At 43.4% G+C, this 14,818-nt stretch carries 13 protein-coding genes, 1 pseudogene and 1 other annotated feature; of the genes and pseudogenes, 10 read left to right on the forward strand and 4 right to left on the reverse strand.

Annotated features, from left to right (window positions below; translation table 11 throughout):
* Positions 1-43 precede the first annotated feature (43 nt).
* Positions 44-1,123, forward strand: coding sequence for a spore coat protein YsxE (gene ysxE / locus AC1DIV_RS04765; RefSeq protein ID WP_477575869.1), 1,080 nt, complete (start codon positions 44-46; stop codon positions 1,121-1,123).
* Positions 1,124-1,179: 56 nt separating this feature from the next.
* Here the strand turns inward: ysxE and AC1DIV_RS04770 are convergent, their stop codons facing one another.
* Positions 1,180-1,371, reverse strand: coding sequence for a hypothetical protein (locus AC1DIV_RS04770; protein WP_034308896.1), 192 nt, complete (start codon positions 1,369-1,371; stop codon positions 1,180-1,182).
* A gap of 226 nt (positions 1,372-1,597) precedes the next feature.
* Positions 1,598-1,826 (forward strand) — a binding site (T-box leader).
* Between the two features lie 43 nt (positions 1,827-1,869).
* On the opposite strand from AC1DIV_RS04770, the gene AC1DIV_RS04775 reads away from it, so the two are divergent.
* Positions 1,870-4,521: a valine--tRNA ligase gene (locus AC1DIV_RS04775; RefSeq protein ID WP_034308891.1), complete on the forward strand. Its 2,652-nt coding sequence runs from the start codon at positions 1,870-1,872 to the stop codon at positions 4,519-4,521.
* A 56-nt stretch (positions 4,522-4,577) separates the two neighbouring features.
* Here the strand turns inward: AC1DIV_RS04775 and AC1DIV_RS04780 are convergent, their stop codons facing one another.
* Positions 4,578-5,423 carry an ATP-grasp domain-containing protein gene (locus AC1DIV_RS04780; RefSeq protein WP_477575871.1) on the reverse strand — a complete coding sequence of 282 codons (846 nt, stop codon included), beginning with the start codon at positions 5,421-5,423 and terminating at the stop codon, positions 4,578-4,580.
* Entirely contained in the window at positions 5,392-6,333 is a 942-nt protein-coding gene (locus tag AC1DIV_RS04785) for an ATP-grasp domain-containing protein (protein ID WP_477575873.1), read from the reverse strand. Before AC1DIV_RS04785 ends, AC1DIV_RS04780 begins: the two co-directional genes overlap by 32 nt.
* A gap of 98 nt (positions 6,334-6,431) precedes the next feature.
* Here AC1DIV_RS04785 and AC1DIV_RS04790 point away from each other — a divergent pair, with 98 nt between their 5' ends.
* On the forward strand, positions 6,432-7,721 hold the full coding sequence (locus AC1DIV_RS04790) for a bifunctional folylpolyglutamate synthase/dihydrofolate synthase (RefSeq protein ID WP_477575875.1): 1,290 nt from the start codon (positions 6,432-6,434) through the stop codon (positions 7,719-7,721).
* A gap of 14 nt (positions 7,722-7,735) precedes the next feature.
* On the opposite strand, the pseudogene AC1DIV_RS04795 reads toward AC1DIV_RS04790, so the two are convergent.
* Positions 7,736-8,047, reverse strand: a pseudogene (locus tag AC1DIV_RS04795) (transposase); the annotation flags it as partial.
* A gap of 509 nt (positions 8,048-8,556) precedes the next feature.
* Between AC1DIV_RS04795 and AC1DIV_RS04800 the strand changes: the two are divergent.
* From AC1DIV_RS04800 to mreD, 7 genes are all read left to right on the forward strand, one after another.
* The gene (locus tag AC1DIV_RS04800; protein WP_340877126.1) at positions 8,557-9,309 is read left to right on the forward strand and encodes a prepilin peptidase; all 753 of its coding nucleotides are present in this window, start codon (positions 8,557-8,559) and stop codon (positions 9,307-9,309) included.
* Positions 9,310-9,617: 308 nt separating this feature from the next.
* On the forward strand, positions 9,618-10,583 hold the full coding sequence (locus AC1DIV_RS04805) for a hypothetical protein (RefSeq protein ID WP_142398502.1): 966 nt from the start codon (positions 9,618-9,620) through the stop codon (positions 10,581-10,583).
* 188 nt (positions 10,584-10,771) lie between these two features.
* On the forward strand, positions 10,772-11,341 hold the full coding sequence (locus AC1DIV_RS04810) for a Maf family protein (protein ID WP_477575877.1): 570 nt from the start codon (positions 10,772-10,774) through the stop codon (positions 11,339-11,341).
* A gap of 59 nt (positions 11,342-11,400) precedes the next feature.
* Positions 11,401-12,075 (forward strand): RadC family protein, encoded by a 675-nt coding sequence (gene radC / locus AC1DIV_RS04815; RefSeq protein ID WP_053537324.1) that lies wholly within the window; start codon positions 11,401-11,403, stop codon positions 12,073-12,075.
* A gap of 148 nt (positions 12,076-12,223) precedes the next feature.
* Positions 12,224-13,243 carry a rod shape-determining protein gene (locus tag AC1DIV_RS04820; protein WP_034308871.1) on the forward strand — a complete coding sequence of 340 codons (1,020 nt, stop codon included), beginning with the start codon at positions 12,224-12,226 and terminating at the stop codon, positions 13,241-13,243.
* A gap of 136 nt (positions 13,244-13,379) precedes the next feature.
* A complete protein-coding gene (gene mreC, locus AC1DIV_RS04825) occupies positions 13,380-14,252 on the forward strand; it encodes a rod shape-determining protein MreC (protein ID WP_034308869.1) in 873 nt (290 codons plus the stop codon).
* Positions 14,249-14,767 (forward strand): rod shape-determining protein MreD, encoded by a 519-nt coding sequence (gene mreD / locus AC1DIV_RS04830; RefSeq protein WP_340877124.1) that lies wholly within the window; start codon positions 14,249-14,251, stop codon positions 14,765-14,767. Before mreC ends, mreD begins: the two co-directional genes overlap by 4 nt.
* Positions 14,768-14,818: the final 51 nt, after the last annotated feature.

Genomic DNA, 14,818 nt, shown 5'->3' on the forward strand with positions numbered 1-14,818 from the left:
AATGTTAGAGGAATCGGATTGTTTAGTTTTTTAGAGAAAGTGAGTGAGTCTCGTGAGGGAAAACGAGAATCAGCAGCCTGTCAATCGGGATCGGGACACGGAGACCGTATTGAAGGAATATGCCATGTATGTACAATATATTGAGGACTTCGGGCGTGTGAAAAAAGTATACAGTGATCGCGGTACATTTGCCTTGAAATCCATGTTACCGCATAACGGCATTGATTTTATCAAAAATGTTCAAAAACTGTACCATCGCGGCTATAATCGAATCGTTCCCATTTATCAAACGATGGATCAGCGTTACGCCGTTCTTCATAATGGACGTTTGTATTACCTGATGCCCTGGCTCAATGATGAAAGGGACGGGGAGCGCGATGAAAAGCATAAGCAATTGTTCAGGGAGCTTGCTCGGATGCATACACTTTCCGTTAAGGAAATACAAGTGGATATTGAGGAACGGGAAGCCCATTATGAGCGGACGCTTGATGCCTGGAATAACGAAAAGGAATTTATAGAAGAGTATATTGTCAGCTGTGAAAAGAAGTGGTATATGTCTCCATTCGAACTGACAGTTTGTTCTTTCTACACTGATATTTCACAGGCTCTGAAGTACTCGATCAAGAAGTTTGAAACCTGGTATGAAAAAACGAAGGATAGTGAAAAGGTTCGAACCGTGGTAACGCACGGAAAGGTTTCTTTGAAGCATTTCGTTTATGATGAGCGGGGATATGGCTACTTCATCAATTTTGAGAATTCGAATACGGCTCCGCCGCATTTCGATTTACTGCCATTTCTCGTTAAATCGGCCAGGACCTATCCTGTCCAATGCGATGACTGTGTTGACTGGCTATATAACTATTTTCGTTATTTTCCGTTAAAAGAAGAAGAATTGCTGCTCATGCAAAGTTATCTGGCATTCCCTGGATCAGCTTTGGAATTAGTGAAGGGTTATTCCGATGGCAGGGGCCATCGTTCAGAGCTTGATAATGTCACGCAACTGCAGCGGCAATTTTGGCTATTGAAAAATATTGAATATATGGTGATGAGAATCGAAGAAATCGAACAGAAGAAAAAGGCCGCTGCCGAGGCTGCCAAAGAAGAACAATCACCCCCAAGCTAAATATACATGATTGGATCATCTCCAGTCATGTATATTTTTTTGCTGTAAGGGAATAATTAAATCCATTCGAAATACAAAGACATGGCCAGGAAAATAAACGCGATAAGCAGGAGCATATCGAAGAAAGTCGGGAAAATCAGCGTACGTAATCCTTGGAATACGATAAAGGGGACGATGAACTGCTGGCAGACACCGCGGAATTTTTTCACCCAAGGCGGTAAAGTATAGGGAGTATATCTTCGCTTCATAATATTACCTTCCTTTTTAGGACTTCTTATATTCTATGGGTGGGCAGTGAAAAAGGTGAAACAGCCGTCACATTCACTGTTCCTGGAGGATAAAATAAAGAAAATGAACATGAATGCATCAAATGGGATGATTCCTGAGAAAGTAAGCGAAAAGATGATTGACTGGAGCCCCATGTTTTTTGTACTATATACTATATGCATTCAATGTTTTTACATATGAATATAAATCAATGCAAAGACCGGAAATAGTAAGATGAAATGCACTTTTCAGAGAGGAAACCAAATTGGTGCGAGGTTTCCAGGCAGCAGCATCCGAAGTCGTCCGCGAGCAGTCTTCGTGAACTTCTTAGTAGCGAAGGCCGGTGAAGAGCCGTTATCCGATTTGAGAGCCGAAAGGGATTTTTTTCTTTTTCGGAAAAAAGGTGGCACCGCGAACAACTTCCTTCGTCCTTTTGTGATGATGGAAGTTTTTTTTATGCCCAAAAAGGAGGAAATGATATGGAAGAGAACCAAATTTCTATGCCGACTAAATATGATCCGCAGACGATAGAGAAAGGCCGCTACAAATGGTGGCTTGATGGAAAGTTTTTCGAAACGACAGGTGACGATAAAAAAGAACCATATACGATTGTCATCCCGCCGCCTAACGTTACAGGTAAGCTGCATCTTGGACACGCTTGGGATACGACACTTCAAGATATATTGACACGCATGAAAAGGATGCAGGGCTATGATGTTTTATGGTTACCAGGCATGGACCATGCAGGTATCGCCACTCAAGCGAAAGTAGAACAGAAACTTCGTGCGGATGGCGTGAGCCGTTATGACCTTGGGCGTGAAAAATTCGTGGAAGAGACATGGAAATGGAAAGAGGAATATGCGAGCCATATCCGTGAACAATGGTCAAAGCTAGGTCTTGGACTTGATTATACACGTGAACGTTTCACTCTGGATGAAGGGCTTTCAAAAGCAGTGCGCGAAGTGTTCGTTTCGCTTTATAACAAGGGCTTGATTTATCGCGGCGAATACATCATCAACTGGGATCCATCAACGAAAACGGCGTTATCCGATATCGAAGTCATTTACAAAGATGTGCAGGGCGCATTTTACCATATGAAATATCCATTGGTTGACGGATCGGGTGAAATTGAAATTGCCACCACCCGTCCAGAAACGATGCTTGGCGATACTGCTGTTGCTGTACACCCTGAAGATGACCGTTATAAACACTTGATCGGCAAAAAGGTCCGCTTGCCAATTACAGGCCGGGAAATCCCGATTGTCGGTGATGATTATGTCGATATGGAATTCGGTTCAGGCGCGGTCAAAATTACTCCTGCTCATGACCCGAATGACTTCGAAATTGGGAACCGTCACGATTTGGAGCGCATCCTTGTCATGCATGAAGATGGCTCGATGAATGAAAAGGCCGGTAAATATGAAGGCATGGACCGTTTTGAATGCCGTAAGCAAATCGTCAAGGACCTTCAGGAAGAAGGAGTACTCTTCAAAATCGAAGATCACCTTCACTCAGTAGGCCATTCAGAGAGAAGCGGTGCTGTTGTTGAACCATATCTTTCGACGCAATGGTTCGTTAAGATGCAGCCGCTGGCTGATGCTTCCGTTGAGCTTCAAAAAGGAACCGATGAGGAAAAAGTTCATTTCGTACCGGACCGTTTCGAGAAAACATACCTGCATTGGATGGAAAATATCCGCGACTGGTGCATTTCCCGTCAGCTTTGGTGGGGTCACCGCATTCCCGCCTGGTACCATAAAGAAACAGGTGAAGTGTATGTAGGTCATGAAGAGCCTGCGGACGCTGAAAACTGGGAACAAGATACAGATGTGCTTGATACATGGTTCAGCTCGGCATTATGGCCATTCTCGACTATGGGCTGGCCTGACAAGGACAGTGTCGATTTCCAACGTTACTATCCAACCGGGGCACTTGTGACAGGCTATGATATCATTTTCTTCTGGGTATCGCGGATGATTTTCCAAGCTCTTGAGTTCACAGGTGAACGACCATTTGAAGATGTGCTGATCCACGGTCTGGTTCGTGACGAACAGGGGCGCAAGATGAGTAAATCGCTAGGCAATGGTGTCGATCCGATGGATGTCATCGATCAATACGGTGCCGATTCCCTGCGTTACTTCTTATCTACGGGCAGCTCGCCAGGCCAGGACCTCCGTTATAGTACGGAAAAAGTCGAAGCAGTTTGGAATTTCTCCAATAAGATTTGGAACGCATCACGTTTTGCTTTGATGAACATGAATGGCATGACGTATGACGAAATCGATTTAAGCGGTGAGAAGTCTGTTGCCGATAAATGGATCTTGACGCGTTTGAATGAAACGATTTCCAACGTAACCAGACTTGCGGACCGTTATGAGTTTGGTGAAGTGGGCCGTGTGCTATACAACTTCATTTGGGATGACTTCTGTGACTGGTATATTGAAATGGCGAAGCTTCCGCTATATGGAGAAGACGAAGCGGCTAAGAAAACGACGCGCTCGATCTTGGCGTATGTACTGGATAACACAATGAGATTGTTACACCCGTTCATGCCATTCATTACCGAAGAAATTTGGCAGAACCTACCTCACCAAGGTGAGTCCATCACTGTTGCCGCTTGGCCGGAAGTGAATGAAGAGTTGACAGATACAGCTGCAGCCGAGGAAATGAAGCTGCTTGTTGAAATCATCCGCTCCGTCCGTAATATCCGTGCTGAGGTGAACACACCGCTAAGCAAAAAAATCAATTTGATTTTAAAAGCGAAAGATGAGGCCATCTTAGCGACATTACAGAAAAACAGCAGCTATATCGAGCGTTTCTGTAATCCTGAACAATTGACGATCGGAATCGAAGTCGAAGAGCCTGCTCAAGCCATGACAGCTGTCGTAACTGGTGTAGAACTAATCCTTCCGCTTACAGGACTGATCAATATTGACGAAGAAGTGAAACGTCTTGAAAAAGAACTCGACAAACTTAATAAAGAAGTTGAGCGTGTACAGAAAAAATTAGGCAACGAGGGCTTCGTTAAAAAGGCGCCGGCAAGCGTCATCGAAGAAGAACGTGCCAAGGAAAAAGACTATAGCGAAAAACGCGACTCTGTAATCCACAGGATCAGCGAACTGAAACAACTGTAAAACAAAAGGATGAACCAGCTTGAAGCCGGTTCATCCTTTTTCTGTTTAAAGGCTATTTAAGAAGAGGATATGCTTTCTTTTATGAATGTAAGGTACTCCCATACGATATTCATATCACTTAGTGCACTTAGTGTCCGGCTCCCGACGACATCCTCCATTTCGTTCAGCATGAGGCTGCCATCTTCGGCAAATATGAAATCGATACCGACCAGGCCGAAATCAAATGATCTCATTACTCTTTCAACAAGGGCTAATTCAGATGCAGTCAGCTCATATAGCGAAGCCGATCCGCCCAGCGTATAATTTGCCTTGAAACTGGAAGCGGATTCCCTGAGTACAGCAGCCTTCACTTTATTACCAACCACAAAAACGCGGATATCCCTACCGAATAAGCCAGGTTTTTGGACTATCCAATTCCCATCATTCAGTTGGGCAAGATCATCGGCATGCTCGATTAGAAATACTTGTTTCCCGCCGCGGCCGCTAGTTTCTTTAGCAATGAAAGGGAGCTCCATGTCATTGGCACTCGGCCTTCCGTTACAATAAACGGTATCGGCCATTGGAATCCCCAGCGAGGACAAATATTGATGCGTCTTTGCTTTGTCATTCGCGATTTCCGATACGAAGGAGGAGTTAAAGCAAGCAATCCCCAATTGCTCAAGTTGCTTTGTAAAAAAAGGATCGATGGTCCGGACGATGGCAAAGTCCGGCAATGAAATTGGCTGCATCTCATGTTCAACATATAACTTGTTGAAACGATGACCGATCCTAAGGTCTTCCCGAAAGTGAAAGTGTAAATCAAGATCAAGCTTACTGGCTTCGTCAAGCATCCAATCTATGTATCCTTTATTTTTCAAGGCATCCTCACGGTTATAAATCAACCAGCCTGCTTGTTTTTTCATCAGGTGCACTTCCTTTTCCTAATTCTTTCAAGATATAATCGAACATGCTATCGGCGATGTTGATACCTGTACATTCATAAATGTTCAATAAATGCGAATTTGAATTCACTTCGCACAAAAGCGGACCTTCTTCACCAAACAGCAAATCGACGCCAGCGAAGTCGGCACCCAGAATTTGCGCACATCGAATGGCAAGTTGTGCTTCTTCACTGGTGGGGATATATGGTGCAGCCTGCCCCCCGGCAGTCATATTAGCTCGGAAGTCCTGCTCGGAATGACGTTGCATCGCTGCTATGACTTGATTGCCCACGACATTCACGCGAATATCCCGACCTTTACTGTGCTCGATGAATTCCTGGATGATAAATGGTTTGTGGCCAAGATCACGGATCGTCTTCAGTAACTCATCCTCTGTTTGGATTAAATATACTTGTTCCCCAAAAGAACCGTATGCTTCCTTAACGATAAGAGGATACCCGAGTTCATTGCCGATTTGGATAAAAGCATCCATATTGACCCTTTCAATCCCTTCGTACGTAAAAGGGGGAAATATGGTTTTCGGCATCGGTATCCCATGCCCTGTTAAGGCTTGATGTGTTTTTGCTTTGCTGTCGCAAATATCGATTGCTGCACTGCTGTTATATACGGGGATGCCGATCAATTCCAAATGGCGCGCCAAATGAATGTCTTTATCCATGAACAGAACAAAATCCGGCAGCTTATTAAAGGTTCCTTTAAGCAGAGGCACTCCTTTTTCGATTATGGGCATGAGATCTGAATTGCGGATAAGGGTTGCCGTGATATCTTTCCTTTCAGCAGCCTCTTTAATGAACAAAGCTAAACTGGAAAACTTATCATGCTGTAAATAGCCGTTGACGACAATCCAACAGTGGAAATCTGAAGGTTTCATGGTAAAACACTGCCTTTCATCTAGGTTAATCGTTCATATATTGATAAAATAATCTTAACGCATAAGAGCGGTATAAAGAAAGAGGAGGCTCCACGATAATGGTTACAACCATGAAAGAAATCAATCAATTTTTTGAACGGCGCCAAGTTCAGTTGGGCATGAATTTTGGCCTGTCACGGATGGAAACTTTGTTAACTGAATTAGGCGACCCGCACAAGGAGCTCAAATATATTCACATTGCAGGGTCCAACGGGAAAGGATCGACACTGCAATATATTAAAGAAATTCTGCTTGCCCAAGGAATTCGGGTCGCTTCCTTCACTTCTCCTTATTTAATACGGATGAATGAACAGCTGAAGGTAAATGAGGATGAAATCAGTGATCAGGAATTCATCGATGTTTTCCGGAAGCTTTGGCCGATCATCCATGAGATGGACAGCAAGGGGAATGGTCCCACTCAGTTCGAAATTTTGACTGCCATGGCATTCTCTTATTTTAGCAAAAAGGAAGTCGATTTGGTTTTGATGGAAACCGGTTTAGGAGGCAGGCTTGATACAACGAATGTCATCCAGCCGTTTCTTTCGATCATTACCTCGATCTCTTTGGAACATACGAACATCCTGGGTAACACACTAGGGGAAATTGCTTTTGAGAAGGCAGGCATCATAAAAAGCGGGGCGCCGGTCATCAGCGGAGTCACAGCCGGGGAACCAGCAAAAGTAATTGAAGAAAAAGCGTCAGCTATAGGCGTACCTTATTACCAATTGGGTAAAGAATTTCGTGTTAGCAATATGAAGCGAAGTGAACGTGGGCAAAGTTTCTCATTTTCGCTTGCCGACAGGTCAATCGAAAATGTGGAAATGCAGATGCTGGGCCGTCATCAAATGGAGAATGCGGCACTGGCCATTGCTGCTGTCACAGTAGGAATGGATAATATCGATGAAAAAAGCATCCTTGAAGGAATAGGGGCAGCGAAATGGGATGGACGCTTTGAAAAAATATCGGATGAGCCATTGGTGATCATTGATGGTGCACATAATCCTGCTGGAATCGACGTACTGAAGGGAACGCTAAAAGTGCATTACCCCGGCTATAAGTACCGATTCGTATTCAGTTCATTTAAAGATAAAAACTATTCCGAGATGCTTCATGGACTGGAAACGGGGGCGATGGAAATCATCATTACCGAATTCGACCACGAACGGGCGGCGGATGCGAAAACGCTTTATGAAAAATGCAGTCATCCAAATAAAAGTATAAACAAGGATTGGCAGGCGGCGATAACGGAAGGCAGAAGGAAAACGGGGGATAAAGAGATCCTTGTCATTACAGGGTCCCTTCATTTCCTTTCACTTGTGAGGGAGTTCCTAATCAGAGAAGATGCTTAAAGAATGTGCATAACGTAATGAGGCACTTTATCATGGAAACCAAAGCCTAAGAACCAACGGTAAGCCATATTTGTTTCAAATTCTTCAATTGCTTTATGCATTGAACGAATACCGAGGGTAAATCGAATGAAAGTCAGTTTGGCTAATATAACTGGATCAATACTTGGGCTTCCTATCTCTGAATATATATCTTTCACCAAATCATAAATGAAAGTGAAGTCAATGGCAGCCTCCATTTTACGAACCAAATGATTCGCCGGCACCAGTTGATCTAAAGTAATCATTTCAAGTTGGCCTCGCTGAATAGAATAATGTTTCGAAAGCATCATCTTCACCTGGCAAAAGGGGTTCTATCTATAAGTTAAAACAAAGTTGATTGGAGCGGGTGTTCGAGACTCCTGCGGGAAAAGCGAGTCCAGGGGAGACCCCGCAGGCGCAAAGGCGCCGAGGGCGGACCGCCCGCGGAAAGCGAGTGCCTGGAGTGGAAATTAACGTTCAAATTGCACAAACCCCTAAAAAACTGAAGACAAACTCTATTTTCATCGAGTTTGTCTCCAGTCTGAGAAAAGGATCTTTTCAAAGGTCCTTTTCTCTTGTTAAAGAGCCTCTTGGAAAGAAAAAACTCCAATAGAGTGATTGATAACAAATCACCCAGTTTATTTGTTAAAATATGTTTATATATTGCATTCCATATGAATGTTGAATAGTAGGATCTGTTTAATAAAATGACGGGAGGGATGAGCATGAAGAACCCAATGGTTAATTACATAGCGGAAGGGACTTTTATATCAGGGTTTCAAAGAAAGGCAATCGAATCCTCATGCACTTTGTATAAATGATGGCTATCCATATCTATCTCTTCGTATTGGGCTTAATTTTAGGCTCATTCTTTAACGTTGTCGGTTTAAGTGTTCCAGCTGGTCATTCATTCGCGAATCGTCGCTCCGCCTGCCCTTCTTGCGGGCGTACATTGACATTCTTCGAGTTGATACCGGTTATTTCTTATATGTTGCAAGTCGGTGAATGCCGGGGCTGTAAAGCAAGGATATCCCCCCTTTATCCGGCCGTGGAAATGCTGACCGGTGTTTTGTTTGCCTCTGCTCCGATATTCCTTGGCTGGTCGGGCGAACTGTTGGTTGGCTGGATATTGATTTCATTATTTATGATCATCTTCGTGACTGATGTCGCCTATATGCTTATACCCGATAAAATACTGCTTTTCTTTATAGTGATTTTTATTGTTTTAAGAGTCTCATTTCCACTGACGCCCTGGTGGGATTCAATTGTCGGGGCAGCGGTTGGTTTTAGCCTGCTGTTATCAATCGCGGTCGTGAGTAAGGGTGGCATGGGTGGCGGTGATATCAAGCTGTTTGCAGTGATTGGCTTCGTATTGGGAATGAAGATGGTGCTGTTATCTTTGCTTTTTGCGTGCTTTTATGGGGCATTGCTTGGCATCATCGGGTTGCTGACCGGAATCTTAAAAAAGAAAACCCTTATTCCTTTCGGACCGTATATCGTTTTTGGGACATTGACTGCTTATTTTTGGGGCGATTCGCTATTATATTGGTATGTAACATTTTTAAGATGAGCTTAAAGGACCATCCTGATCCAAGAGGAATTTGTCAAAAATCACCTGAACAATGGCTCAGTAGGGAACCATCCCCATTTGGAGGCAAGAGATTATGGAATGATAGAGGGATGTATGTAATTGGTGAGAGGTGATATGGAATGGTTTCATGAAGCAATAGTACCAGTACCTGGAATTCCTTTTTTGTTACCCATATATGAATAGGGAAATTTGACGAAACCTATTAATGACAAGACGACAAAAGTCTTGTTATTTTTTTTTACCTCTATGTTAGGATGAAAAAAATGATCTGGAGGGGAGGAAAAAAATTGGGCAAGCCGGAACAAAGCAAGGGTGTAACGATTAAAATAAATGGGGAAGAAAAAGTATTTGCCGATAAAAAAATTGAAAGTCAAGAGGCGGCGAGTAAGGAGCAGGAACAGGAACAAACTGATGAGAGTTTCGAATGGATACTCCCTGAGGATTCAAATGAAAGCAAGATTGTATTGGTACCCACACCGCCAAAGAAGAAAATGCCGAAGCTCATCGGTTTTGGTACCGGGTCACTGAAAAGCTCGGATAAAAGACCGATCAAGACATTCATGATCGCAGTCATTTGTGCTGTGTTTTTTGGGTCGATTCTTGGCTTGATCGCCGTTAAAACGATTACAAAGGAAAAAGCCGAAGTATCTTCGGTCGAGACCCCGATTCCAACTGAAGCCACCGTTGAAGATAAAAAAGCGGCAGTGACTGAACCGGGAAACCAGCTGAAGACATTCCTTGTACAGGGAGGAGTATTCAGCAGCGAGGATGCGGCAAGGCAAATTCAAAAGAAAATCATTGAAAAGCAGGTTCCTGCTGAAATCTTCAAATTGGAAGAAAGCTATTATCTATTTCTGGGATCGGCAGAGAGTCTAGCTGCAAGTAAAGAACTGGCCTTGTTCTTAAAGTCATATGATGTGGATGTATATTGGAAGGAAATCAATTTTGAAGCGGCCGGGACAAGCCAAGAAGATGAAAAAACCCTCGACAAGATGAAAGCAGTATATGCTTCGTTGGCAGAAACATCCGCAACAAAGCTTCGCGGAAAGGCAGGGACGGTAAACGGGGAAACCCTGAAAAAAAACATGGATGAACTGAAGGCGGGGAAATTATCGCCGGCGTTTTCAAAGATGAACGATGACCTGACTGCTGCGGCAAAGTCGATTGATGAATATGAGACATCCAAAAATGAAGAAAAGCTATTCCAGGCTCAAGAAAGTCTTCTGAATTTTTTATTGAATTACCAAAAGTAAAGAAAAAAAGGGGGGCTGCCTAATGGGACAAGCCTCCCAATATGAAACCCTCTGTGACACCTTTTTTATTTTCCGGGAAATACTTACAGGCATTTGTCGATTCCTAGTAAACAATAATTGTGGATTGCACCATTATTTGATAGGATAGATATGTATCTCCCTATGTAAAGAAAGGTGACTTTTATATTATGCAGCCATTGATTTTAGCTTCTTCATCACCACGTCGTAAAGAACTTCTGCAATTTCTTCAAATCCCCTTTGAAAGCATGAATTCCAATGTTGATGAAAGTATTGATGAAAACATGTGTCCTGATTCAGCGGTGAAAGAACTGGCATCCCGTAAAGCGGAAGCCATCGCAGCAAAATTTCAGGATAGCTGGGTAATCGGCTCGGATACCGTTGTAGTCCTTGATGGTGAGATCTTGGGTAAGCCGGTAAGCAGGGCAGACGGAAAAAGAATGCTGGAAATGTTATCAGGACGGACACATGAAGTATACACAAGTGTCGTCATCCTGTTCGGCAAGCATCGCAGAGTATTCGCAGAAAAAACGGAAGTGACATTTTGGGAGCTGCCAGAAGCTGAAATCGAACGATATCTGGATAGCGGGGAACCTTTTGACAAAGCTGGCGGCTATGGGATTCAAGGATACGGATCTCTTCTTGTCAAACAAATCAAAGGGGACTATTTCTCAGTCGTCGGGCTTCCGGTCTCAAGGCTGGCCCGGGAACTTAAAGCGATGCAGGAAGAGTTAGGATAATCTGATTTCCTCTGGCATCTTCCCTTTTCTAAGGAAGGGTTGATCTTTTGAGCGAAAAAATGTTAATACGGGATTACCCGAAAGAAGAGAGGCCGCGCGAAAGGTTTCTACAGGACGGGCCGCAAAGTCTTTCCAATCAGGAATTGCTTGCTTTGCTATTGAGGACAGGATCAAGGGAAGAATCAGTCCTGCAACTATCCGGCAGACTTATCAATTCCTTCAAGGGCCTGCGCCTGTTAAAAGAAGCCTCAGTGGAAGAACTGACCGTGATTAAAGGGATTGGTGAAGCAAAAGCGATACAAATCCTGGCCTCCGTCGAACTTGGCAGGAGAATTAACAATTTGAATGACCAAGACCGTTATGTGATTCGATCTCCTGAAGATGGAGCTAATTATTGCATGGAGGAAATGCGGTTTTTATCACAGGAACATTTCGTCTGTCTCTATTTAAATACGAAAAATCAAGTGCTACAAAAAACTACGGTATTCATCGGGAGCCTCAATGCCTCGATCGTGCATCCGCGCGAGGTCTTTAAAGAGGCTTTCAAAAGGTCAGCTGCCTCTATCATATGTCTTCATAACCACCCCTCCGGAGACCCCTCTCCCAGCAGAGAAGATATTGAAGTGACGAAAAGGTTAGTCGAATGTGGTAAAATAATCGGGATTGAAGTATTGGACCATATCATCATCGGGGAACATAAATATGTTAGCTTGAAGGAAAAAGGTTATTTATGACACTATCAAAATTTTTGACGATACGATATAATATTGTTTATGATTTTTAAAAGAGGAAACTTTTTCAAAACTCTTATTGTCAAAAAACGACAAATTATTATTTGAACTTATAAAAAGGCATTTTTGTTTACGAAAGGGAGATACCATAATGTTTGGAATTGGAGCAAGAGATATAGGGATTGATTTAGGAACGGCGAATACGCTTGTATATGTGAAGGGAAAAGGCATCGCAGTACGTGAACCATCGGTTGTAGCGGTGCAAACAGATACAAAGCAAATCGTTGCAGTCGGAAACGATGCGAAAAACATGATCGGCCGTACACCTGGTAACGTGGTTGCCCTGCGCCCGATGAAGGACGGAGTAATTGCCGATTATGAAACGACGGCTACCATGATGAAGTACTATATGAAGGAAGCTCAAAAGAAGGGCGTATTCGGCAACAAGCCATATGTCATGATTTGTGTGCCTTCTGGAATTACGGCAGTCGAGCAGCGTGCAGTCATCGATGCAGCAAGACAAGCTGGAGCCCGTGACGCATATCCTATCGAAGAACCGTTTGCAGCAGCGATCGGTGCGGATCTTCCCGTTTGGGAGCCTACAGGCAGCATGGTCGTTGATATCGGCGGAGGAACGACGGAAGTGGCCATCATTTCCCTTGGCGGAATCGTTACAAGCCAATCGATCCGTATTGCCGGTGACGAAATGGATGATGCCATTATCGTTTACATCCGTAAGAACTACAATTTGATGATCGGTGAGCGTACTGCTGAAGCGATCAAAATGGAAATTGGTTCTGCTGGAGACACCGAAGGCGTCGAAAACATGGAAATTCGCGGCCGTGACCTATTGACTGGATTACCGAAAACGATCGAAATTACAGCTGAGGAAATATCCAAAGCATTAAGCGACACCGTTTCTGCAATTGTGGATTCCGTGAAAAACACTTTAGAGAAAACACCACCTGAATTAGCCGCTGACATCATGGACAGAGGCATAGTACTGACAGGCGGGGGTGCTTTGCTGCGCAATTTGGATAAAGTCATCAGTGAAGAAACGCAAATGCCGGTGATCATCGCTGAAAATCCGCTGGATTGTGTTGCGATCGGAACGGGAAAAGCGCTGGACCACATTCATTTATTCAAGACTAAATCAAGAGATTCGCGATAAGCATTACTTCTCAAATAGGGCCGGCTCAACAAAAGGTGCAATTTTGAGCCGGTTTTCTTATGTTTTGCTGTTTCATTAAATCCATAGTGTAATTTTAAAAACCATAGAGTAAATTTTAGATAGAGGTGTAATCACCATGCCACAGTTTTTTAATAAAAAGCTCCTTCTCTTGCTCGTTAGTATTATCGTTCTCGTGGCATTGATCGGTTTTTCATTAAGGGAGAGAGAAGAGTTGACCTGGCCGGAGCAATTCCTGAAAGATACGACAGGCTGGGTCGGAAATGTGTTTAATAAGCCAGTATCGGGTATAACAGGTTTTGTAGGGGGCTTAAAAGACCTTCAACATACATACGATGAAAACAAAAAATTGAAAGCCCGCTTGGATGAATATGTATTATTGAAAACCCAAGTCCAAGATTTAAAGGAAGAAAATGAAGAACTTCGCGACAACCTCAAAAAAGAAGATGACCTGCGGAAGTATTCGCCCACTCAGGCGACTGTCATCGGACGTAATCCCGACCGCTGGCATGAAATGCTGACGATCAATAAAGGGAAGCGTAATGGGGTAGAAAAAAACATGGCGGTCATCACGTCCAATGGGTTAGTCGGTAAGGTGAAATCAGCGACGGATTTCACGGCCTCGGTTCAACTTTTAAGTTCGATCGATAAAGCCAACCGTGTCTCAGCCATCGTTCAAGGTGATGATAAAGCATATGGCTTGATTGAAGGGTTCGATGATAAGAAGAACCTTTTGCTGATGAAGCGGATTCCATATGATAAAAAGATCAAGAAAAATTCATTGGTCATCACATCCGGTTATGGAGGAATCTTTCCGAAAGGTCTGCTGATCGGGAAAGTTGTCGATGTCAAAGTGGATCAATATGGATTGAACCAGACTGCATATATCGAACCTTCCACGGATTTTTATGATATTAATAATGTAATGGTCGTTCAGCGTGAAGTGGACGGTGTACCGAAAGAAAGTGAAGGGGAGGATGAAGCTGAGTGAGATATTTCATCCTTTCTTTCATAGCCTTGGTTTTTTTTGTTTTTGAAAGCATCTTCGCCCAGATGTTCGCTGGGGATGCATTCGGGGCCGATAAAATCCTCGTGCCCCATTTCATGATGATATTCGTTTTTTTCCTGACCATGTACGGGTCCAGGAAAATGGGTATGCTTTATGGGGCGATTCTAGGGTTGACTTATGATGTCGTATATACGGAAATCCTTGGAATTTACATGTTCCTGCTGCCTTTTCTTGCCTATCTGATATCGAAAAGCATGAAAATCCTGCAAAATAATATTTTGATTGCCTGCCTTACTGCACTTTTATTCACGGCAGTTTTAGAGGTTGTCATCTTTCAGATGAATATCATCCTATCGTTTGCAGATATGGGATTTGGTGAATTTGCGGAACGGAGATTGATTCCGACATTATTATTGAATCTCGCATTCATTATCATCAGCTGCTATCCTTTAAAGAGAATCATTGAAAAGCTTGATTTGCAAGGAGAAACGGAATAACGTTCCTGTGTCTTAAGAAGCAGGTGGGAAATGTATTTTCTCTTTTCCGTG

It is taken from the genome of Peribacillus sp. 05N428, from assembly GCF_056397085.1.